The sequence below is a fragment of the Brevibacillus sp. GCM10020057 genome (assembly GCF_042683565.1).
Classification (GTDB): domain Bacteria; phylum Bacillota; class Bacilli; order Brevibacillales; family Brevibacillaceae; genus Brevibacillus.
Map to the genome: position 1 here is coordinate 18,935 of NZ_JBHUJW010000005.1, position 21,767 is coordinate 40,701.

Genomic DNA, 21,767 nt, shown 5'->3' on the forward strand with positions numbered 1-21,767 from the left:
CGGATCACTCCTTGTCCGTTAGGCTTGGGCTACTTCAATCTTGACTCCCAGATCGATGAACGACTCTTGCGTCTGCATGTCGAGGCGGTCGGTAATGATCCGGTCCACATCGGCCAAGTCCGCGAACCTGCTGAAATGGGATTCGCCAAACTTGCTGTGGTCAGCCAGCACATACACTTTGCGCGAGCGCTCCATCATGATCCGGTTGATGTTGCTCTCGGCCAGCGACAAGGTGGAGAAGCCGTCCTTCTCGTGGATGCCGTCTGCGCCGATAAAGCATTTGTACACCGAGAGCTTTTTCAGGTTGTCCTCCGCCACCGCCCCGACGAGCGCAAACGACTTGGCGCGCATCTCGCCGCCGATGAGGATGACGTTGTGCACGCCGTGGCTGTTTAGTTCCATCGCGATGTTGACGGCGTTGGTGACGATCGTCAGCTCCGGGATTTGCCCCAGCAGCCTGGCGAGCTCCATCGTCGTCGAACCCGCCCCGAGCATCAGCGTGTCGCCCGGCTGGATGTGTCCGAGCGCCTGGCGGGCAATCCGCGCCTTTTCCTCCTGCCGCTCCGCCTGCTTCTCCGTAAAGCTGCGCTCGAGGGGCAAAAAGTTCGCGACAGACGCTCCGCCGTGCACGCGGGACAGCAGCCCTTCCTGCTCGAGCTTGATCAAATCTTTGCGAATGGTGACCTCGGAGACGTCGAGCAGCTTGCTCAGTTCCGCAACGGTTACGGTTTTTTGCTTGTTTACGTTCTCCAGTATCTTGCTGTGTCGCTCTGCCGCTAGCATGAAAACGCTCCTCCTTTTGGTGAATCGGGCAGGTGGATAACTCCCTTGGCATTTTAACTAGTTTCGTTTTATTTCGTTAACTTTCGTTTGATTTCGTAATCATCCTATCATTTTCTGATTTGCTCGTCAAATACTGGAGGGAGGAAAACGGATAAAAAAGCTGCGGTTCGTAGGGCCACTTGCATGGGGGCATTCCTGTCCGGCTCCCTTCCAAAAGCGGAACCGCGTCCAAGAGAAGCGGCTTCGGGAAGCGACTTCTGGGTTGGACGCCAAAAACGGTTCCGCTTTTTCCATTGCGCCTGGGCGGTGTCCCTAAGACCTTGCTTTTTTATCCGTTTTCCTGTGGGGCATTCTTTTGAAAGAGATTTCCGGGAGGTTTTTCAGGAGGCAAAGCAGCCGGTTCGAGGAGAGTACAAAGCGTTTCATGTATGGCAATCGTTGTTTTTCATCATGCAAGCGCTTCGCGATCACACAAGAGCTTCGCGCAAAAACCCGGCGCATCCCGCGAATGGCTGCGCCGGGTTTCATCAGGATGCCGGGCAAGGCTTTGTTCAGACCGCGAACATGCTTCGCAAGGCTTGCACCCTTTGCTCGTCAACGTATTTCAAGGCTTGTCCCTCTTCGCGGACGCCTGTTCCGACATGGATTTCGCTCACGCCCGTCGCGACTGCCAGAGCGCGGGCATTGTCGAGGGTCAGTCCGCTGCCGGCGATGATGGAGAGCTGTGTATGCTTCGTCAGCTGGACGAGGCTGGACAGGCATTCAGCCCCGTCGATCGCGCTCTTGTGCCCTCCGGAGGTCAGGATGTGGCGGATCTGGGGATAGCCCAGCAGGATGCGGGCGGCTTCGTGCTGGTCGGCTGCCTCATCGAAGGCGCGATGGAAGGTCACGTCCAGCCCGTCCGCTTCCGCGAGCAGCATCTCCAGTCCTTTCAAATCAAGCGTCCGCTCGGCAGTGAGCATGCCGATGACGATCCCGGCGGCCCCGATCTCGCGGATGACACGGACGTCCCCGCGCATGACGTACAGCTCGTCCTGCGTGTAGCAAAACGACTGACTGTGCGGGCGCACCATGACGTTCACCGGGATCGACACGGCTTTGACCACGGCCTCCACCAGGCCCCAGCTGGGAGTCAGTCCCCCTTCCAGAATGCCCGTAATCAGCTCGAGCCGATCTGCTCCCCCGCGCTCCGCACGCTTCGCATCCTCTACCGACGTCGCAATCACTTCGATAATCATTCCGATTCCTCCGCTCTCTTTCATCATGCGGACATTGTAAATGCCCGGAACGGTTTGCGCAATAGACAGCATCTGCGCGGCAAAGGTGTTGGTCATGCGGGACGGGAGGTTCATCGGGGCGGAGAGCAGCGGCTGTCATCGCCGAGTCGGTCAGATGATCGATCCCATGAAAGCCCTCTACCGGGCGGATGTCAGCGAATCGCTTCACAAAAGAAGCAAGGGCGATGCGCGTCTCTGCTGGCTTTTTTGCGCGCCAAGCGAATTCGCAAAATTATGAATTAGGACGCCCCAGGCAAAAACCAGATAACAACAGCTCGCAAACGGCCAAACTGTAGTATACTAGCGGGAGGGCCCAGCCTTCCTGTGCCCCAACTGAATACGAAATCCATGCGGCATGCATGGGAGAGGTTCGCGAACTCCCTCTATAAAAAACTAAGGTTACGGGCAATACCTATCCTTAGGTATTGTTTTGTTTTTTTCAGAGCACAGTTCAAGAACTCTCTTTCTTCCCTACTATTCCAAAGGAGATGGAGAGCGATGAAAAAGGAAAAAGCCGTGGTTGTGTTCAGCGGCGGACAGGACAGCACGACCTGCCTGTTCTGGGCCAAAGAGCAATTCGGCGAAGTAGAAACGATCACGTTTGACTACGGGCAGCGGCACAAACTGGAAATCGAATGTGCCCAGGAGATCGCTCGGGAGCTCGGCGTGGCAAACACGGTATTGGACATGAGCCTGTTGAATCAGCTCGCACCCAATGCCCTCACCCGCACTGACATTGACATCACCCAAGAGGAAGGCCAGCTGCCCTCCACGTTCGTGGACGGACGCAACCTGCTGTTTCTCTCGTTTGCCGGCGTTTTCGCCAAGCAGCGGGGCGTGCGCCATCTGGTCACAGGCGTATGCGAAACGGATTTCAGCGGTTATCCCGACTGCCGCGATGCGTTCATCAAATCGCTCAACGTGACGCTCAACCTGGCGATGGACTATCCGTTCGTCATCCACACCCCGCTCATGTGGCTAAGCAAAGCCGAAACGTGGAAGCTGGCGGACGATCTGGGTGCTTTCACCTATATCCGCGAGAAAACCCTCACCTGCTACAACGGCATCAAAGGAGACGGCTGCGGCGAATGCCCGGCCTGCCGCCTGCGCAAAGCCGGACTGGACAACTACCTTTCCGAGAAGAACAAGCAAGGAGAGCATGCCCGATGAGCGCGAACTTCGACTTCCGCATCGTCGACCGCATGCAGCAGCTCGGGACGCACATCGACAAGTCCCAGCTGCGCTATCACAACAAGCGTGTCCTGGTCTGCAAGGAATTCACCTTCGACGCCGCCCACCACTTGCACGCCTACGAAGGCAAATGCAAAAACCTGCACGGCCATACGTACAAGGCCGTGTTCGGCATCAGCGGCTACCCCGACGAGATCGGGCTGGTCATCGACTTCGGGGACATCAAGCAAATCTGGAAGGAGCATATCGAAATCTACCTGGATCACCGCTACTTAAATGAAATGCTCCCCCCGATGAACACCACGGCGGAAAACATGGTCGTCTGGATGTTCGAGCAGATGGAACAACAGCTGCAATCCGACGCATACCGCGACCGGTACAACGGCGCGCGCGTCGAGTTCGTCCGCCTGTTCGAGACCCCGACGAGCTACGCCGAGGCGAGAAGGGAGTGGATGTACGAATGAGCCGCATTCCTGTTCTGGAAATTTTCGGACCAACCATTCAGGGGGAAGGCATGGTCATCGGACAAAAGACGATGTTCGTGCGCACGGCGGGCTGCGACTACCGCTGCAGCTGGTGCGACTCGGCCTTTACGTGGGACGGATCGGCAAAGGACGAAATCAGGCAAATGACAGCGGAGGACATCTGGGAGGAGCTGCACCAGCTCGGCGGGGACCGTTTCTCCCACGTGACGATCTCCGGCGGGAACCCCGCCCTCCTGCCGGGCATCGGCGCGTTGGTCGAGCTGCTGCAAAACCGCGGTATCCTTACCGCCGTCGAAACACAAGGCAGCAAATGGCAGGACTGGCTGGCGCAGATCGACGATGTCACCCTCTCGCCCAAACCGCCCAGCTCCGGCATGCAGACGGATTTCGCCGCGCTGGACGCCATCGTGGCGAAACTGCTTGCGGCAGGGCACTCCGGCGTCAGCCTCAAGGTCGTCATTTTCGACGAAGCCGATTTTGCATACGCCCGCAGCATCCACCGCCGCTATCCCTCCATTCCGTTCTACCTGCAGCCCGGCAACGCCGACCTCGCAGAAGCGGACACGCAGCAGCTTCGGGAAAAGCTGCTGGAGACGTTTGAATGGCTGATCGACCAGGCGATGGCTGCCCCGGACATGAACAACGTAAAAGTGCTGCCGCAGCTGCACGCCCTCGTCTGGGGGAACAAGCGCGGGGTGTGAGGAGCGTTTCGCTGAAAAAGAAGAAACGAAGCGTGGCGTCCACCATCGCTGCGAGGAACGTGGCGAATCAGGAGCACGGCGCAAAGGACCCACCCATCCGTCCTGATCGGCGGATACGCCCCCAAAACCAACTTGCAAAGAAGGAGTACCGATCTATGGCAAACCAACAAGAACGCGATCTTTCGTCCTTGACGCTCCTGGGCAACCAGGGCACGACTTATCCGCAAACGTACGACCCGAGCGTGCTGGAGTCTTTTGACAACAAGCACCCGTACCGCGACTACTTCGTGAAGTTCAACTGTCCGGAGTTCACCAGCCTGTGCCCGATCACGGGACAGCCTGACTTCGCGACGATCTACATCAGCTACATTCCGGACATCAAGATGGTCGAGAGCAAGTCGCTCAAGCTGTACCTGTTCTCGTTCCGCAACCACGGCGACTTCCACGAGGACTGCGTGAACATCATCATGAACGACCTGATCAAGCTGATGGACCCGCGCTACATCGAAGTCTGGGGCAAATTCACCCCGCGCGGCGGCATTTCCATCGACCCGTACTGCAACTACGGCAAGCCCGGAACGAAGTACGAGGAAATGGCGATGCACCGGTTGATGAATCATGATATGTATCCGGAGAAGGTGGATAATCGGTAGGAATGGACTTATGCACATGCTCGACCCCCCTTGTATTACAAGAGGTCGCTGAGAAAGTCCTCTCTGTTGGGAGAAACTGAATACGCAAAGAAAAACGAGCCTCTAGAATCGCTTCTAAGGCTCGTTTCGCGTTCAGGGAGACATTTTTGTCCCCTCTAAAATCTATCATTTTTCCAAAATCAGCAGTTTTCAGTGGCCTCATATTACAAGGAGGTTCTTTTTTGGCTATGATGAAATAAAGCGAGTTCGAGTGATTATTGACGCTTTACTTCAATAACACAGCAATGTGCCCCTCTTACACTTGCCAGCGAGCAAGCGTCTCATGAAGTTGACGCGTTGTCGTGCTGCACCGCGAGGTTTCTGCCAATGGCACAGCCTTTTGTCGGCTCGCGCGTGAGGAAGTTAAGACTTTAGGCGACCGCCACCGATCCCAAGCGATGCAAGATGTTCGTTATTCATGTGGAAAAATCCCCCGCGTTTAGCGAAGTATCTGGTGCAACAACAATTTCACTTTACCGAACCAATAACTTATTCTTGGCATTCTCAAGAGATTTTTGTGCCAAGCTGGCCCCTAAAGAAACTGGATCGTTTTTATACTTTTCAAATTTCATTCTCACATCATCATTTACCAAATATTCTCTCTCCCAATCTTTGAAACTTTTAAAGATCTTATTATCCATTATTTAATCACCTCATCTATTATTAAAAAAATGAGTATTTAATTCAGGGTCGAAGTAATGTTTGCGTTTAATCCAAACAAATCCATCACCTTTTGAAATCACCGCTACATCAACTGGACCACCTACAGTTTCTGCATCTTCGGTAACTCAACTTTGTCACCTCAAATTATAGATTTCATTGCAAAATTCTACATTTAATGGAAAATACCTTCTGATTCAAAGATATATACCCCTATATCGTGGCAATCTGCCAGAGTCTGATATAGTTTGAACCGATCGATCATAACTGGATGAGACCGCTGACAACTTGCACATACTTGCCCCCGCTGCCACACTACCGACTTTAGCGTTAACCGGGGGCCCCCTGTTTATTTAAGCGCGAAATATGATTATTTCTTATTTTTAGGGTCATTTCCACGACAATAGCCTTGTATTCCAAACGGTGAATTTGGCTCTGAATGCAGCATGAGGAAGCAAACCTAGGCTCCATAGTGATCGAGCTCTTCAGAATGCCTCCTTAAGATTTAATCAGTTATTTAGCAAGAAAGTGAACCATAGTATGTTGCAAGTTGGAAGATGAATAGACAATAGTCCAATGGAATTCAAGACCAAGATCGCCTAATTCAATTAATACTGACTACTTGACGGTGGGGGGGCTAGTAGCCCCTTTTCGCGCAGACTGCCTCTCCGAAACAACCCTCACACCAAAATATAAGTAACCTCCAACGGCCCGTGCACCCCGACGACGAGGTTCATTTCAATGTCGGCCGAGTTGCTCGGGCCGGAAATGAAGTGGATGGAGGATGGCGGGACTTCCCCGTTTTCCACGTGGGCGTTCATGTCGCGTACCGCTTGCGTGATGCGGGGAACGAGCGTCTCGTGGGGGATGATGGCGACATAGCGCGCAGGCAGGTAATGGAGGGAGCGGCCTTGGCCCGGACTCGTCCGGACGACCACTGTGCCGGATTCTGCCAGCGCGTAGTCGGCAAACACCAGGCAGAAATTCGCCTGATCTGCCCTTGCGATGTTCTCTGTGCGCTTCGTTTCGTTCCATTCGTACACATCGACATTTTCCTTTGGCCATTCCTGCGTCAGTAGAGAAGTCAGCCCGTACTCGCCAAACCGCGGGTCGCGTGATGTAATGACCGGCCCGCCGCCGTTTTCCGCCACCAGTTTTTTCACGACGTCGGCAAGCTGCTCCCGGCTCGTCTCGATAACGGGTGTATGGATATTCCGGCACTGAGCCTTGAATGCGTCCAGCAGCTGCTCTGCACTGTAATCTTGCATCGCCTTCAGATTGACGTCGTGCTTCCAGACAGGGCGAGTGACGCCCGTCGTCCGGCGCGGACGCCCGAGCTGGCTGGCGATCCGGTCCAAAAACGCTTCTCTCTGATGAATCGTTCCTTTGCTGCTCGTCATTTGCGCTCCTCCTTGCTCTTGCGGCTCTCGAACCAGTCGCGGAAGAGCTCTTTGGCCGGAGCCGGGAATTCGCGAATAGCTGTCCAGTTTTTCAACGGTCCGATCCCTTTGGAGATTCGCTCCCCGGATGTAAACGGACTGACTGCAGCCGGCGCGATTTTGGAACCGAGCCTGTAGAGGGCAGCGGACGAGGCTCCCATCTCGAACATTTTCATAGCCAGCTTCTCGGCAAGCGGAGCACGGCCTTCTTTTTCCACGATGACCTGGCGGTGCTTCAGCAGCAGCTCGTGCAGCGGAATTTTCACCGGGCAGGCGTCCGTGCAGGCCGCACACAGGCTGGAGGCGTAAGGCAGCTCCTTGTAATCGTCATAGCCGCCCAAAAGCGGTGTCAGGACAGCGCCGATCGGGCCGGAATAGATAGAACCGTACGAGTGCCCACCAATATGCCGATAGACGGGGCAGACGTTTACGCATGCAGCGCAGCGGATGCACTGCAGCACGGGACGAAACTCGGAGCCCAAAATTTCCGAACGCCCGTTGTCTACCACGACGAGATGGAACTCCTCCGGCCCGTCTCCTTCTCCTGCGGCGGACGGACCTGCTACTGTCACGTACGTTGCCAGTGTCTGGCCGACAGCGCTTCGGCACAACAGCCCCAGCAGGACGTCCAGCTCCTCCATCGTCGGGACGATACGTTCCATGCCCATGACCGTGATTTGCGTTTTCGGAATGCCCATTGCCAGGTCGGCGTTTCCCTCATTCGTCACCAGACAGATGGAGCCAGTATTGGCAACGGCGAAGTTGCAGCCCGTGATCCCGATTTCGGCGTTCATAAATTTTTCCCGCAAAATGCTGCGGACGAATTTCGTCATCTCATACGGGTCGTCGGAATGTTCGTAGCCGAGCTTCTCCTTGAACACGTCGCGAACCTGCGATCTGTTTTTGTGCAGGGCCGGCGCGATGATGTGAGACGGCGGCTCGTGGTCGTCTACCTGCAAAATGTACTCCCCGAGGTCGCTCTCCACCACTTCGCAGCCGATGCTCTCCAGCGTCTGGTTCAGGTTGATTTCTTCCGTCACCATCGACTTGGACTTCACGATGTTTTTCGCTTGCTTGCGCTGGGCTACTTCCTTGATGTACTGGGCGGCTTCTTCCTTTGTCCGGGCGAAGAACACATGCCCGCCGCGCCGGGCCACACTTTCGCTCAGCTGCATCAGGTAGTAGTCGAGGTTTTCCAACGTATGCTGGCGGATTTGTTCCCCGAGCTCCCGCCACTGCTCCCAGTTTCCCAACGTTTCGGCAGCACCCAGGCGCCGGGTGTGCAGCCTCTCCTGAGCAGAAGAGACGGCCTTGCGCATGAAGGAGTCCTGGATTCCTTGGCTCACCCGCTCCTGAAACTTGTCCTCGCTGATTTTCATTGCCATCTGAGATCCCCCCTTAGCGGCTGTTTAGCACTTCGGCAATATGCATGACCTTGACTTTTTTCCCCAGACGCTCGATGCGTCCGCCGATGTTCATCAGGCAGCCGCAGTCGGCCCCGATCAGGTAGTCGGCGCCGGTTTCCATGACGCTGTTTACTTTTTCGTCCACCATCTGCTCGGAGATCGCCCCCATTTTCACCGAAAAGGTCCCTCCGAAGCCGCAGCAATTGTACGCTTGCGGCAATGCTTTCAGCTCCAGCCCTTCGACGCGGGATAGCAGAACGAACGGAGGGTCCTGCACTTGCAACAAACGGGTCATGTGACAGGATGTATGGTAAGTCGCTTTCCCTTCCAGTCTCGCGCCGACATCTGTCACGTTTAGCACTTGCACGATGAACTGCGTCAGTTCGTACGTTTTTTGGGCCAGCGCGCGGGCGCGGTCCTCCCATGCCGGGTCGTCCTTGAACACATGCGGATATTCGGCAAACATCGTCGCACAGGAGCCGGACGGGGTCACGACGTAATCGGCATCTTCAAAGGCGCGAATCATGTTTTTGGCCGCTTCCTTGGCCTCGGAGACATAGCCGCTGTTGTAGGCGGGCTGTCCGCAGCAAACTTGCGAGGGGGGAAACTCCACTTCGCAGCCGAGCCCCTCGAGCAATTCGACGGTCGCTTTGCCGACATTCGGTTGGAACATGTCGACCAGACAGGTGACAAACAATGCGACTTTCATAACAGATCACCTCTTGTGATAATGTCATCTGATGAGTAGCAATTAAAAAATCGGCTTCTCCAAGCCAAGTCACTGCTGAAGTCTTCGTGGCGGTTATGCCAGATAAGAATATTGCGAATTTTATTTGTACAAAAAAGCTGTTTGACTGCCCGTCAATCAAACAGCTTTTTTTCAACGCCAAGCAAATGGTACAGCATCGATTCTTCCGCTTTTTTCGAGTTCCGGTTGGCGATGGCGTCGTAAATATCCCGATGCTCTTCCAACAGGCGCTCCGGGTTGCCTTTGGTCTGGAACACTTTTTCATGGCTGGCTTTCAGCGTCCTGCGCATCATCGTGGAAATGGATTGCATGAGCGTCTCCAAAACTGCATTGTGGCAGGAGCAGGCGATTGCGTAATGGAAATGCCAGTCGGCCTGCACGCCGAGCTCGCCGTTTGCCGCAGCCGCCTCCATTTCGTCCAGGGCGGCCTTCATTCGCTCCAGATCTTCTTCGGAGCGCCGTTCGGATGCGAGCCGCGCGATGCCGGTCTCGATAATTTTGCGCGCCTCCAAAAGGGACAAGATGTCTTCGCGCGTCACCATTTGCAGCGGTTCAAAGTCGGTCAGCACGTCCTCCGGGTTGAAGCGGGTGACGAACGTTCCTTCGCCGTGGCGAATGTTCAGCAGTCCCATCGTCTTGAGGGAGCTGATCGCTTCGCGCATGGTCGATTGCCCGACTCCCAAAAGCTCGCTGAATTCGCGCAAGGAAGGCAGGCGATCTCCGGGTTTGTAAACGCCGTTCATGATTTGGTCTTTCAAATAGTCAGCAACTTCTTCGTACGTCTTGCGGACCTTGAATTGCGGAGTTTCTCTCATCTGTGCATTCACCAATTTCTTTTCAGGTCATCTGACAAGTTGTGTTCATCATCCCTTTCATACTAGCTAACGTGGCATGAAGCTGTCAATGGCGTGTTCGGGTCGGATGGGAACATGTTTGGCACTTTGGCGGACGATGGAGCGGGAGAAATGCGCAGCGATTATCGAGGGTTGAACGGTAGAAGGTGCGATGTGACAGACATCAGATGACCCCATCAACAGAAAATAAACCCCAGGGGAAACTACGCGTTTTCATGCGGCCAAGCTGCACTTTTTCCCCCATCTGTTCCCCCCGGTCGAAAAAGAGTAAGATCAGAAGAAAGGGACATTTCCTGCATCGGAAGTCGAATTGCAGCTGTACAAGGAGGAGACACCATGTATCTCGTCACGTCTGAGGAGATGCGCAATCTGGACAGGTGCGCAATAGAGTCGATCGGTATTCCCTCCATCGTCCTGATGGAAAACGCCGGACGTGCCCTGGCCGAGGAGGCAGTCCGGCTCTCCGCCCCTTCCGGCAATCATCGGGTGAGCTGGGCGGTACTCGTCGGCAAAGGGAACAACGGGGGCGACGGCATTGTCTGCGCGCGGCACTTGATCGAGCTGGGGCACGAGGCCAAACTTGTATACGCCGTTCCGCCTGAGCAGTTGGTCGGCGAAGCGGCTGTGCAGCGCGACATTGCAGCACGGCTCGGCATTCCCGCGCAGACGTTCGCGCCGGACGCAATCCGTTGGAGCGAATACGAAGGGATTATCGACGCGCTGCTCGGCACCGGCACATCAGGAGCGCCGCGAGAGCCGTACGCCGCGCTGATCCGGGAGGCAAACGCGAGCGGACTGCCGATCGTGGCGGCAGACATTCCAAGCGGACTTGACTCCGACACCGGCGAGACAGCTGAGCCGTGCATCCGCGCGTCCGTCACCGTCACGTTCGCGCTGGCTAAACGCGGGCTGCTGCAGTACCCTGGCGCGGAGGCAGCCGGCCGCATCGTGGTGCGCGCCATCGGCATCCCGGAGTCGCTCGCCGGTACGATCGGGGTGCAAACGTTCGAGCTGGGCGAGCGAGCATTCCGCGAAAGGCTCGGCATGGCGTGGCTCCTGCACAGGAAGGCAGACACCCATAAGGGCACTTACGGACACGTACTGATCGCCGCAGGTTCGCGGGAAATGAGCGGCGCGGGACTGCTGGCCGCCAAGGCGGCGCTGCGCGCAGGAAGCGGACTCGTCAGCTGGGCTGTGCCGGAATCGCTCGCCCTGCCGCTCATCGGGCGCCTGCCGGAAGCGATGCTGCGCGTCGTGCCCGATCAGGGACGGGGCGACTGGAGCAGCGCACCGCCAGAGGCCGTGGCCGCGTTGACTGTCGGCAAGCAAGCGCTGGTCATCGGTCCGGGGCTGGGACGATGGCCAGGCGATAGTGCCTGGCTGCGTGCCATCTGGGAAAAGACGGACGGGGTGCCGCTCGTCGTTGACGCCGACGCCCTGAACATGCTGGCTGCGGCCGACGAGCAAGGCAACGATACCTTTTCCGCGTGGACGCGCCGCTCATCGCCGGTGGTGCTGACCCCTCATCCGGGCGAGATGGCGCGTCTGTGCGGGCTGCCCGTCAGCGAAGTGCAGCGCGACCGGATCGGATTGGCCCGGCGCTACGCACAGCAGCACGGCGTCACGCTGGTGCTCAAAGGCGCACGCACGATTGTCGCGACGCCGGATGGGACGGTTTATGTTAACACGACCGGCAATCCAGGTATGGCGACGGGCGGCGCAGGCGATGTGCTTGCCGGAATCATCGGCGGCCTGCTCGCGCAAGGGCTGACCGCCGAGCAGGCCGCTGCGGCCGGAGTTTACTGGCACGGTCAAGCCGGAGATCGGGCAGCTGCCGGACGGGCAACGGAAGCGTCTCTGGTTGCGGGAGATATTATCGAGGCGCTGTGAGGACCGCGCTATTTCCTTTACAGTGCACCATTTCTCTGCGGAAAATAGAAAGGGCAGCCCCTATGAACAGGACTGCCCTTCTTTCCATGCCGTGCTCACCTTTGTCAGACGGTGCTACTCCTTCACTTCCACTTTCCACTCCTGCACAAATCCCCCGTACGAGGTCACACGCAGGATCAGCTCGTCTCCGTCATGCGCGAACGAAGGAATCTCAAACTTGCCGCGCTTGATTGTACCCACAGCGACGAGCTCATCGTCTTCCACAAGCTCGATTTTCTGTATGACGGCATCGTCAAAGAGCTTGCCGGTCATGCTGTAGTTCTGTTTCTTTTTGTCTCCCTGCTGCTTCAGCGCTTTGATCTGCACGCTGCTTTCGTCAAACAAGCGGATCGGGAGCGTGATGACTTGTTCCTTTTTCTTCGAGCTGCCCGGCTTGACGACCAGGGAAATGCTCGCGGGAATCTCGTCTTTTTCCCCAAACAGATGCGTAAACGCAAAGGTGTTCTCCTCACGATCCACTTCGGCGTCGTATGCCTTCTTGCCGATCTGCACCTGGACCGAGAGTTTTTCCTTGGACGGCAGTTCGCCGCTGATCCGCAATTCCTGTTCATCCCCGTCCGTCTTTTCGATGGAGAGGTCCAGTTTGCGCTCGTCTACCCAGATCTGCTCGTACACGTTGACCTGGAAGGACGCAGACATGCCGTTGAAGGTCGCGGTAATGACAGTCGAACCAGGGCCGTTCGCCACGATTTCCCCCTTGGATACGGAAGCGACTCTGCGGTTTTTCGTCGACCAACGCACTTCCTCCGTCACATCGCGCTTGGTGCCCTGCTTGTATTCAGCCGTTATCTTGACTGGCTCGGAGTCTTCCGTGGTCATAACGTACAGGCTTTCGTCCGCAGACAGCTGTACGATCTTGCCCTCCAGCACCTTGATGTTGACCTTGTCTTTCACTTTTCCGTCCAGACTCGATACCGTGATCGTCGCCGTCCCTTTTTTGCGGGCCACGACCGATCCCGTCTGATCGACTGTGACGACGGAGGTCCGGCTCGATTTCCAGACGAGCTGATTTTCTACTTCCTGATCCGGTTTGACGCGGACAGTGAGGACGATTGGATCATCGCCTTCGGTCATCGTCAGGCTGTGCTTCGCCAGTTCGATGTCCGTGATCGGGAGGTAGTCGCGCTGCACGAGCAGCTGATAGGTTTTGCGCGTGCCGGTTTGCGCCGTGACAACTACTTCGATGCTGTTGTCTCCAAGTTTCAACGGTATCGGAGCGCTTGCCTCTCCGCTGTTTACTGCTTTGCCGTCGACGGTGACTGTCGCTGCCGCACTCCGTGTCGTCGGTGTCACCTCGATCCTATCCGTATCCCGGGAAACTTTGACCGTGAAGCTGGTGCGTCCGGTGCTGAAGGCAGGACTCAGCTTGCCTTCGGAGACGCGCAGATCTTGCAGATAGGCATCATTGCTCGCTTTGCTGCTGATCGTTACCGTCGCCACATTGGATTCGGACGTTCCGTCACTGACCTTAAACGTGAAGCTGTCGTCTCTGACTCTGGAGCTGTTCGCATCCGGCGTATACGTGTACGCTCCTGTCTTCGCATTGGTGATCGTGACTTTGCCTTTGCTCGCTTGACGGACAAGCTTGTACGTCAAAGTGTCGCCATCTTCATCCGTTGCTTGCAGCACGCCTTTGGTCGGAACTGGCTCCTCGACGAGCAGGAAACCGTTTTGGGCGCGCGGCGGATGGTTGATCGCCTTGACAGTGAGGGTAAACGAATCGCTCGCGGACATTTTACCGTCGCTCACCGTCACGGTAATCGTCGCAACGCCGTGTTCACCTGCTTGCGGCGTCGCCTGGATCGTCCGGCTGGTTCCGCTGCCGGAAAGCTTGATGCCGTCATCCGGCACGAGGCGCTGGTTACTGGAAATAGCGGTGACGACCAATGTGCGCGGATCGTTGTCCGGGTCGCTCACGGTAAAGGCCAGCTCCTTCGTACTTCCTCCCGGCTCGATGATCTGATCCGCAATATCGCTGATCGTCGGACCGTACACAGGGGCAGGCGGTATGACAACCGCAGAGATCGTTATACGAACAGTGGCCGTCTCGGAGTCCACGGTTCCGTCATTTGCCACAAAGGTAAAGGAGTCGCTGCCTGTTGCGTTTCGCTGCGGCGTGTACGTAAACTGACCGGTTGCCGTATCCAGCGTGAGAGTACCTTTGGCCGGCGGGGTCACGATCTGATATTGCAAACTGTCGCCATCTGCATCATCTGCAATGAGATTGCCTTGCTTGCTCTGGTTTTGCGTGACTTTCAGCGTGCCATCGCTTGCCACAGGTTTGTCATTCTCCGGATTGATCGTGATCGACAGCACGACTTTCGCTGAATACGCCTGACCGTCCGATCCGCTCCAGGTGAGTGACGTGTTTCCATTCCAGTTGGCGTCAGGGGTGAAGGTCAGCCCGTTCGGCCCAGCCAGGTCGGATATGTTCAGTTCATCCTGCTCATCCACCGCGCCGCCGTTGAGCCGCAATGTCCCGTGACCCGGCAGGCTCTCAATCCGGATCTTTTGCAGCGCATCCCCTTCTACATCCGTGTAAGGGAAGTCGACAGCCGAAAAAGAAAGCTGTGTATCCTCTGTTCCGGTTTTGCTGCTCGAAATCGCCACAGGCGGATCATTCACCGCAGCGATGTTCAATGTAAATACAGCAGGAGCAGCGGAATAGTCGATGCCGTCATGTCCCTTCCACATAAAGCTCGTGATACCGTTCCAATTGGCGTCCGGGGTAAAGGCGAGATCGGCAAGATCGGCAGCGTCGACCTCCACTCCGGCGGGCAGTGGCGTTCCTGCCAGCGTCAACATTCCGTTCACAGGCAATGTGGTGATCTGGATTTTTTGCAGAGTTTCGCCATCCAGATCCTGAAAATGGCCCGTAAAGTCTGACACGGCAAACGTCAGCCTTTGGTCCTCTGTCCCTGTCTTGGTGCTGTCACTTACGACAGGCAGCTTGTTGACGTTGTTAATGGTGATCGTCACCACGGATGGAGTCGCCGAATAGCTCGTCCCATCGTATCCCAGCCAGGCGAAGGTTGTCGTGCCGCTCCAGCCTGGAACCGGCACGTATTGGAGCAGGGAAAGCTGTGCTGCCGCAACGATCTGGTCTACCGTCACAGCTGTTCCATTCAGCTGCAAGGTGCCGTTGGCCGGCAGGCTGGTGATCTTGATCTGGGTCAGCGCGTCACTCGTGTCGTCATCGTGGAACGCACCAATAAAGTCGCCAGCCATAAACAATACGGGCTGTTCCTCCAGACCGCTCTTGACGAAATCGTCGACCCGCGGCACATCATTGACGGAGGCGATCGTCAGCGTGACCGTCGCAGCGTTGGAGTAGCTGTTGCCATCAGTGCCTTCCCATGTAAAGGATGTCGTACCAAACCAGTTCAGAACGGGCGTAAATACCAGCTTGTCCAGCTCATTCGCCGGGATCTCCTGTCCCTGTGTAACGGCTTGGTTGTTCAGCGTCAGGCTGCCGTTTGCCGGCAATGTCGCAATCCGAATTTTCTGCAAGGCTACTTGCTCGGGATCGCGGTAGTAGCTGGTAAAATCGCTCGGCGCAAACGAGAGCGGTGTGTCTTCCTGTCCTGCCTTGCTGCTGCCAAGCAAGGTCGGCGGTTCGTTGACGTCCACTACGTTAATCGCAAATGCCTTCGAGAAAGTGGCACCGCCAGAGTCTGTCGCGACGATCGTTACGTTGTACACCGTTTTACCGCTCTCGTAGTCGAACACTGCATTCGTGAGCAGCTGATTTCCCTGTATGCGGAAGCTGCTGGCATCTCCCGACGGATCAAGCGCGTACGTAAACGTATCCGACGTATTCGGATCTGTCGCCGTCAATGTTCCGACCAGCGAACCTGCCGGCAAACCTTCCTGGATGTTCTCATTGGAAAGCGTCAAGCCTGTTGGAGGCAGATTCGGCTCCTTGCGCTGCACGGTGATCGTGTAGATCTTGGTTCTCCCTGACGGCGATGTCACTTTGATCTCGATCTTCGTCGTGCCGACCGCAATCGTGACGGGCGCAGGCACTCCGTTCAAAATCGAATTATATCCTCCGTCGTTGATCTGCATCTGAAGCGTAGCCTGGGCATCTACGGCCGTAGGGGTGATCGTCATGCTTGCGGTCGAGTCGCTCACGTTCATGGTGTAGCTCGCTGTATCGGAAGCAAAACCCGGCGTCAGTGAGCTCGTGCTGACTGTTAGACTGCCCAGCAAGTTCGAATCTACTTGAGTCAGGACAACTGGCCCGAGGTCCCCCCCTGCAGCAACGAAGCGGCCCTGATCGAGGGCATAGGCGATCGCGTACAAGTCCTCATTCGTTCCGGAGCTTTCCGTTGTCAGCCAGTTCTGCCCGTCCATGGATACAAGCAGCTTGCCCCCTGCTCCCACGGCTACGTATTTGCCGTTTCCGTATGCCGCGCCGTACATCTCCCCTGCCACAGAGGATCTGTTCCAGGATAGGCCATCGCCGGATGTGATAATCTCGTTGGAGCCGACCGCGATGAAGGTACCGTTTCCGTACTGGATGCCGTTGAGGGGCGAGGACCCATTGTACGCGCTGGACCAAGTGTTTCCGTCCGGCGAAGTGTAAATCTTGCCGGTCTGGCTGGCGATTGCAAACATTCCGTCTCCGTACGCCACACCGTAGAGCGTATCGCTTGCACCGGCAGGCAAAGACTTCGGCACCCAGGTGGTCCCATTGGTCGAAACGAGGACCCTCCCCCCGTCCCCAACCGCGACATATCCTTTGCTGCCATCGTAGGCGATGCTCCACAAGTTTTCGTTCACGCCGGATACCCGCGGGCTCCAGCCGCTCCTGGCCGAATTGGCATTTGAGGTGAAGATTTTCCCCCCGCTGCCGACTACTGTCCAATGCTGCCCGTCGTGGGCCGCATCTGCCCATTCATCCGACGCCCCGGTGGGCACTTCCACATCCCAGTTCTGACCGTCACTCGAGACGAGCAGTGTAGCCGATGCCCCCATGGAGAGCCACTCTCCGCCACCGTAGCGTACACCCAGCAGGAAGTTACCGGTCGGAAGCCCGGTGACCTTATTCCATGACGTCGCCGCTTTCGCTGGCTGCTGCACAGGCAGCACGCCAACTCCGATCAACGCGCATAACAGCAGCATCCACGCCTTGTATAACTGCCTTGTCCCAAGTTGCAAAAGAAGCCGTGACCTTTCCAATGCTTGTCCCTCCCTTCCGTGTCCTTTTCGTTTTTCTGTTTTCGTGTCGCCATGCTAGCCTCGTAGTGGAAATATTCCTTGCAACGCAATGATGAAATTCACGCTCTGATACGGCTGACGGTTGTTGTGCGGCTGACTGTTGCCTGCGGAGGCGATCAACCGCGGGTCCATATTCGCATTGGCTGTCGCCTCGTAGAGCGGCGTCTCTTTCTTGGTGAACTTCCCTTGCTTGGGTGCCTGTGCCCAGACGGCGCCGGCCGGCGAGTTGGTCGTACCCGTCTGATCGGCTGCCATGACCTGATGAGTATGCGCAGGAATTTCATTTACGGTTAGCCTGACGTTATCACTGCCGATCTGCTCTCCTTGCTCCCTCCTGGTCAAGCCAGGTCCGTCCCCAAAGTGCATGGGAGCTCGCCCTCGAAGGTCCGGCAAAGCAAAATTGGTTGTGCCGTTCCCTCCATACGTAGTCCCGAGAAGCGAAAAAAGGGCTGTGTATTGCGCAATCGACAGCAATTGTCCTTCACACATCGCCCAGCCCTTCGGAGCAAAGCTCCCTGCAAACATCCTGATTTCCCCTACAAACTGATCACTCATGCCCATTCCTCCTATTCTCGGCTTGGAAAAATGCCTTGGATCGCGATACAAAAGTTCAGCACCAGATAGGGCTGCATATTGAAATGCGCCTGACCTCCACCCGTCTGGGTTAAGGCATTGCCACTCATCGTGTGCTCCGGTATCTGATCGGTCATCGGACCATAGCTGTTTTCCCTCGCCGCCCAGACGGTGTTTTTCGGGGAGCTGATCGTCGCGGGCTGCGAAGACGCGCGTACCGTATGTGTGTGCGCCGGCATCTCGGCAGCTGTCAACGTATGCGCTTCTGCGCCGCCCATTTCCCCGAGGACGATCGTGCCCCCACCCGTAATGTTTGGATGGACGGGAGCTCTCCCAATCAAATTCGGCAGGGCAAAGTTCGTCACTCCATTCCCGCCGTACATCGTTCCTAAAATGGAAAACAACGCCTGGTTTTGATTAATGGGGAGCAAAGCTCCATTGCACAAGGCCCAGCCCTTCGGAACAAAGCCTTGCGCGAACAGGCGAATCTCCCCAATATACGGTTCTGACATGCCAATCCCTCCTATACTGCTATTGCGTTCAGGATGTCCCTGTGCCGAAGATACTAGTTCTGGCTAGGGTAGACTCCGTAAAGCGAGATAATGAAATTGACCACCAATGACGGCATCATGTTCTCATGCGGCTGGCTTCCCCCGGCAGGGGCAATCGCCGCGGGACTCATCGCAGCCAGACTGCTGAAGTTCGTCGAGTACGCGGTTTGCGGCTGCGTGGACCACAAGTTTTGGACAGGTGTATCTGCCCCTGCCGTCGAATTCGCCAGTAGCGTATGTGAATGAGCCGGAATTTGGTTGACCGTCAAAGTCACGGTTTCTTGTCCACCCTTCTCTCCCATCGGATACGTGCTCCCGCCAGGCTTGTTTCCCTGTCCTATAGGAATTCTGCCGCGCAAATCCGGCAAGGCAAACGTAGTCTGACCATCCCCGCCGTAGGTAGTGCCGATCAAGCTGAAGAGCACATCGTACTCCGAAATCGCGAGCAATTCCCCATTGCAAAACTTCCATCCTACTGGTGCAAAATTGCCTGCAAACATGCGAATTTCCCCGATGTAAGGTTGTGACATTGGCAATCCCTCCTGTTCATTTTCCTGTATAGACAGCCATCGGCTAGCCGAACCACTTCATTTTCACGTAAAGCCCATCCTCGGATACAACAGAAAAACCCAGCCTTTCATACAATCGTCTGGCTGGGTTTGATAGGTACACACTCAAAGCAAGCGCTTTATTCTGTTGTCCTGCTTCTCGCTGCAGCTGTTGCAAGAGACGAGTGCCAATCCCTTGATTGCGCAACGCTGGGAGCAGAGAAAGATCTACCAGGTGCAGCTCACGGTCAGTCTCGTCTACGATCATCCTGCCCGCTTTCGTATTATCGGAATAAATGATGCGGTGATCCATAGCGGGAAACTGAAGCTGATAGGAATGTGTCTGCGCCTGCCATTGCATGCGCATGAGCTGTTCTGCCAACACTAGATCCAGTCCCCATGCCGAGATTTCGTCCGCTCGTGTCGTACAGTACAGCTCGAACAAAAAAGACGCATCCTCTGCACACACAGGAACAGTTGTAATCATAAGACTCCTCTCAAAATACAGACATGTTTATATGGCATAATTTACATTCCTATTTTAAGGATTCGCATTACCTCCGTCAATCTACTCTTGCAAACTTCTGATAGCTAGCGGAGAATGACTATGGTATAACATGGATTAGATGACGATGTTCCTACTGAGAGGAGATTGCGGAATGGGTCTGAAAGTAAGCCGTCGCTCTTTTATCAAGTCCGGCGTAGCCTTCACCGTTACAGGATTGCTGTTGGGAGACACGCAATTGCTGCCAGCCAGTCCAGCGAAGGCCGCTGCCGTGCCGACGTTGCGGAAAAAAGCGGATGTCATTGTGATCGGCGCGGGCATATCCGGCCTGGCAGCTGCGCATGTGTTGCGCAAGAGGGGATATGAGACCATTGTCCTGGAGGCGCGCTATCGCATAGGGGGCCGCATCTGGACAGAGCGCGGCAGCGACTTCCCGGCAGAGCTGGGCGCTTCCTGGCTGCATGGAATCGACTACCGAAATCCCATTCCATTTTTGACAGAGACCTTCGACCAGCTACAGGGCCTTTCCGACTCCCCCTCCAAAGGCTTTGACCAAATCTTTCGCCATTTGGCAGAGGGACTGGATATACGTCCCAACCAGATCGTCCACCAGATTCACCACGATGACAGCGGTGTCCGCGTCGCCAGCTACAGCGACGTGTTTCAGGCAAAGTACGCGATCGTCACCCTCCCGCTAGGCGTTTTGAAGAGCGGAAGCATTACCTTTTCACCCGAGCTCCCGGACCGCAAGCTGCAGGCCATCAACCAACTCGGCACCGGCCTGATCAACAAACTGTACCTGAAATTCCCGTACGCCTTTTGGGAAAAAGACAGCAAAATCATCTCGCTGCCGACAGCAGACGGCGACACGCAGCCGTTTCTGAACCTTTACAAATATACGAATCAGCCGGTATTGCTCGGTTCCTTCACCGAGGCGACCGCTGCCAGCATGGAAAAATGGAGCGACGAGGAAGTGGCGGAATACGCGATGACCGGACTGATGCAAACGTACGGCGCCGACATCCCGCCGCTGACCGCGAGCAAAATGTCGCGCTGGGCGTCCGATCCGTACGCGCTCGGCGCTTATACCTACCACACCTCCGCCGCGTCCCGCGAAGATATTCTCGCCCTCGGAGAGAGTGTGAACAACCGCCTTTTCTTTGCCGGGGAAGCCACGCATCCCGAGAGCTGCGCCAGCGTGCACGGCGCGTACTTGTCCGGATTGCGGGAAGCTCAAAACATCATCAGTCTGACATGACATAGCAGCCCCCTTTCCGTGAGATAGACACGGGAAAGGGGGCTGTCTTTCATTTCATCGGCCTGTTCTGCTTGCCAGCTAGAGCGTCCGCCTACAAAATATGCTCCACAGCATTCCACTCCCGCTTGCGATGATCTTTCTTCCCTTTATCCTATCACAGGATGCGGAGTGGATCATGCGCTGGGGAAACGGGCTTGATTACCGAAAAGAGTTTGTGGAACAATGGAGCTAGCAAGACCTTTCATTTTGATACTAGCAAAAGCGATCGCAAAGGAGTCTTCCTCCATGACAGTAGAACGCTTTGTCCGGGAGACGCGCACATTCAAGGCGAGCCATGTCCTCCCTCCGGACACGAACAACCACAATACGCTCTTCGGGGGCAAGCTGATGTCCTACATCGACGACGTCGCTTCGCTCTCCGCGATGAAGCTCGCGCGTGGCCCTGTCGTGACGGCCTCCACAGACTCCGTCGACTTTTTGCACCCAATCCCCGTCGACCACGAAGTCTCGCTGGAAGCCTTCGTCACCTGGACGCACAAGACGTCGATGGAAATTTTCGTCAAGATCGTAGCGGAAGATTTGCTCACGGGCGAGCGCACGGTCTGCGCGACTTCCTTTTTGACTTTCGTCGCGCTGGGGGCAGATGGCAAACCGACAACCGTACCGAAAGTCATCCCCGAGACCAAGGAAGAGATTTTCCTGCACGACAGCGCCCCGGAGAGAGCAGAGGCGCGGAAGCAGCGGCGCACCCGCAGCAAGCACCTGGCCGATCTGCTCGGCACGAGCCGGCCCTGGGAAGACTAGAAACGAGATGAGTACAGTCCCCTCTCCACGAAGCGGGGACTGTTGTTGTCTGGTCCGGACAGCCGATTCAGACGAATGATTCTGTTCCAGCTGCTTGCCATACAGTGGCAACTGTCTTT

General features: G+C 56.1%; 19 protein-coding genes and 1 riboswitch. Of the genes, 7 read left to right on the top strand and 12 right to left on the bottom strand.

Features of this window, described 5'->3' with window-relative positions; translation table 11 throughout:
* Positions 1 to 18: 18 nt before the first annotated feature.
* Together ACFSO0_RS01320 and ACFSO0_RS01325 are read right to left on the bottom strand one after the other, a co-directional pair.
* Positions 19 to 783 (bottom strand): DeoR/GlpR family DNA-binding transcription regulator, encoded by a 765-nt coding sequence (locus ACFSO0_RS01320; RefSeq protein WP_376875188.1) that lies wholly within the window; start codon positions 781 to 783, stop codon positions 19 to 21.
* A 551-nt stretch (positions 784 to 1,334) separates the two neighbouring features.
* The gene (locus ACFSO0_RS01325; protein WP_376875471.1) at positions 1,335 to 2,021 is read right to left on the bottom strand and encodes a copper homeostasis protein CutC; all 687 of its coding nucleotides are present in this window, start codon (positions 2,019 to 2,021) and stop codon (positions 1,335 to 1,337) included.
* A 398-nt stretch (positions 2,022 to 2,419) separates the two neighbouring features.
* A riboswitch (PreQ1 riboswitch) is annotated at positions 2,420 to 2,463 on the top strand.
* 95 nt (positions 2,464 to 2,558) lie between these two features.
* On the opposite strand from ACFSO0_RS01325, the gene queC reads away from it, so the two are divergent.
* From queC to queF, 4 genes are all read left to right on the top strand, one after another.
* On the top strand, positions 2,559 to 3,230 hold the full coding sequence (gene queC / locus ACFSO0_RS01330) for a 7-cyano-7-deazaguanine synthase QueC (RefSeq protein WP_376875191.1): 672 nt from the start codon (positions 2,559 to 2,561) through the stop codon (positions 3,228 to 3,230).
* The gene (gene queD / locus ACFSO0_RS01335) at positions 3,227 to 3,715 is read left to right on the top strand and encodes a 6-carboxytetrahydropterin synthase QueD (protein ID WP_376875194.1); all 489 of its coding nucleotides are present in this window, start codon (positions 3,227 to 3,229) and stop codon (positions 3,713 to 3,715) included. The genes queC and queD overlap by 4 nt, the downstream gene beginning before the upstream one ends.
* Complete coding sequence (gene queE, locus ACFSO0_RS01340; protein ID WP_376875197.1) at positions 3,712 to 4,437, top strand: 7-carboxy-7-deazaguanine synthase QueE; 726 nt, start codon at positions 3,712 to 3,714, stop codon at positions 4,435 to 4,437. The genes queD and queE overlap by 4 nt, the downstream gene beginning before the upstream one ends.
* Before the next feature lie 155 nt (positions 4,438 to 4,592).
* Entirely contained in the window at positions 4,593 to 5,090 is a 498-nt protein-coding gene (gene queF, locus ACFSO0_RS01345; RefSeq protein ID WP_376875200.1) for a preQ(1) synthase, read from the top strand.
* Positions 5,091 to 5,602: 512 nt separating this feature from the next.
* Here the strand turns inward: queF and ACFSO0_RS01350 are convergent.
* From ACFSO0_RS01350 to ACFSO0_RS01370, 5 genes are all read right to left on the bottom strand, one after another.
* Positions 5,603 to 5,770 (bottom strand): hypothetical protein, encoded by a 168-nt coding sequence (locus ACFSO0_RS01350; RefSeq protein WP_376875203.1) that lies wholly within the window; start codon positions 5,768 to 5,770, stop codon positions 5,603 to 5,605.
* Between the two features lie 699 nt (positions 5,771 to 6,469).
* Positions 6,470 to 7,189, bottom strand: a complete 720-nt coding sequence (locus ACFSO0_RS01355; protein WP_376875205.1) for a LutC/YkgG family protein — start codon at positions 7,187 to 7,189, stop codon at positions 6,470 to 6,472.
* Positions 7,186 to 8,613 carry a LutB/LldF family L-lactate oxidation iron-sulfur protein gene (locus ACFSO0_RS01360; RefSeq protein ID WP_376875207.1) on the bottom strand — a complete coding sequence of 476 codons (1,428 nt, stop codon included), beginning with the start codon at positions 8,611 to 8,613 and terminating at the stop codon, positions 7,186 to 7,188. The genes ACFSO0_RS01355 and ACFSO0_RS01360 overlap by 4 nt, the downstream gene beginning before the upstream one ends.
* A 13-nt stretch (positions 8,614 to 8,626) precedes the next feature.
* The gene (locus ACFSO0_RS01365) at positions 8,627 to 9,343 is read right to left on the bottom strand and encodes a (Fe-S)-binding protein (RefSeq protein WP_376875210.1); all 717 of its coding nucleotides are present in this window, start codon (positions 9,341 to 9,343) and stop codon (positions 8,627 to 8,629) included.
* 152 nt (positions 9,344 to 9,495) lie between these two features.
* On the bottom strand, positions 9,496 to 10,197 hold the full coding sequence (locus ACFSO0_RS01370; protein WP_376875213.1) for a FadR/GntR family transcriptional regulator: 702 nt from the start codon (positions 10,195 to 10,197) through the stop codon (positions 9,496 to 9,498).
* Between the two features lie 375 nt (positions 10,198 to 10,572).
* Here ACFSO0_RS01370 and ACFSO0_RS01375 point away from each other — a divergent pair, with 375 nt between their 5' ends.
* Entirely contained in the window at positions 10,573 to 12,126 is a 1,554-nt protein-coding gene (locus ACFSO0_RS01375; RefSeq protein ID WP_376875216.1) for an NAD(P)H-hydrate dehydratase, read from the top strand.
* 114 nt (positions 12,127 to 12,240) lie between these two features.
* Here the strand turns inward: ACFSO0_RS01375 and ACFSO0_RS01380 are convergent, their stop codons facing one another.
* The 5 genes from ACFSO0_RS01380 to ACFSO0_RS01400 are packed head-to-tail and all read right to left on the bottom strand — an operon-like array spanning position 12,241 to position 19,568.
* Positions 12,241 to 17,370, bottom strand: coding sequence for a tandem-95 repeat protein (locus ACFSO0_RS01380; RefSeq protein ID WP_376875219.1), 5,130 nt, complete (start codon positions 17,368 to 17,370; stop codon positions 12,241 to 12,243).
* Between the two features lie 54 nt (positions 17,371 to 17,424).
* Entirely contained in the window at positions 17,425 to 17,964 is a 540-nt protein-coding gene (locus ACFSO0_RS01385; RefSeq protein ID WP_376875222.1) for a phage tail protein, read from the bottom strand.
* An 11-nt stretch (positions 17,965 to 17,975) separates the two neighbouring features.
* Entirely contained in the window at positions 17,976 to 18,494 is a 519-nt protein-coding gene (locus ACFSO0_RS01390; RefSeq protein WP_376875225.1) for a phage tail protein, read from the bottom strand.
* Between the two features lie 53 nt (positions 18,495 to 18,547).
* On the bottom strand, positions 18,548 to 19,063 hold the full coding sequence (locus ACFSO0_RS01395) for a phage tail protein (protein ID WP_376875227.1): 516 nt from the start codon (positions 19,061 to 19,063) through the stop codon (positions 18,548 to 18,550).
* A 43-nt stretch (positions 19,064 to 19,106) separates the two neighbouring features.
* Positions 19,107 to 19,568 carry a GNAT family N-acetyltransferase gene (locus ACFSO0_RS01400; RefSeq protein WP_376875230.1) on the bottom strand — a complete coding sequence of 154 codons (462 nt, stop codon included), beginning with the start codon at positions 19,566 to 19,568 and terminating at the stop codon, positions 19,107 to 19,109.
* A 172-nt stretch (positions 19,569 to 19,740) separates the two neighbouring features.
* On the opposite strand from ACFSO0_RS01400, the gene ACFSO0_RS01405 reads away from it, so the two are divergent.
* Positions 19,741 to 20,844 carry a flavin monoamine oxidase family protein gene (locus tag ACFSO0_RS01405; protein ID WP_376875233.1) on the top strand — a complete coding sequence of 368 codons (1,104 nt, stop codon included), beginning with the start codon at positions 19,741 to 19,743 and terminating at the stop codon, positions 20,842 to 20,844.
* A gap of 285 nt (positions 20,845 to 21,129) precedes the next feature.
* A complete protein-coding gene (locus ACFSO0_RS01410; RefSeq protein ID WP_376875236.1) occupies positions 21,130 to 21,648 on the top strand; it encodes an acyl-CoA thioesterase in 519 nt (172 codons plus the stop codon).
* The last annotated feature ends 119 nt before the right edge of the window (positions 21,649 to 21,767 follow it).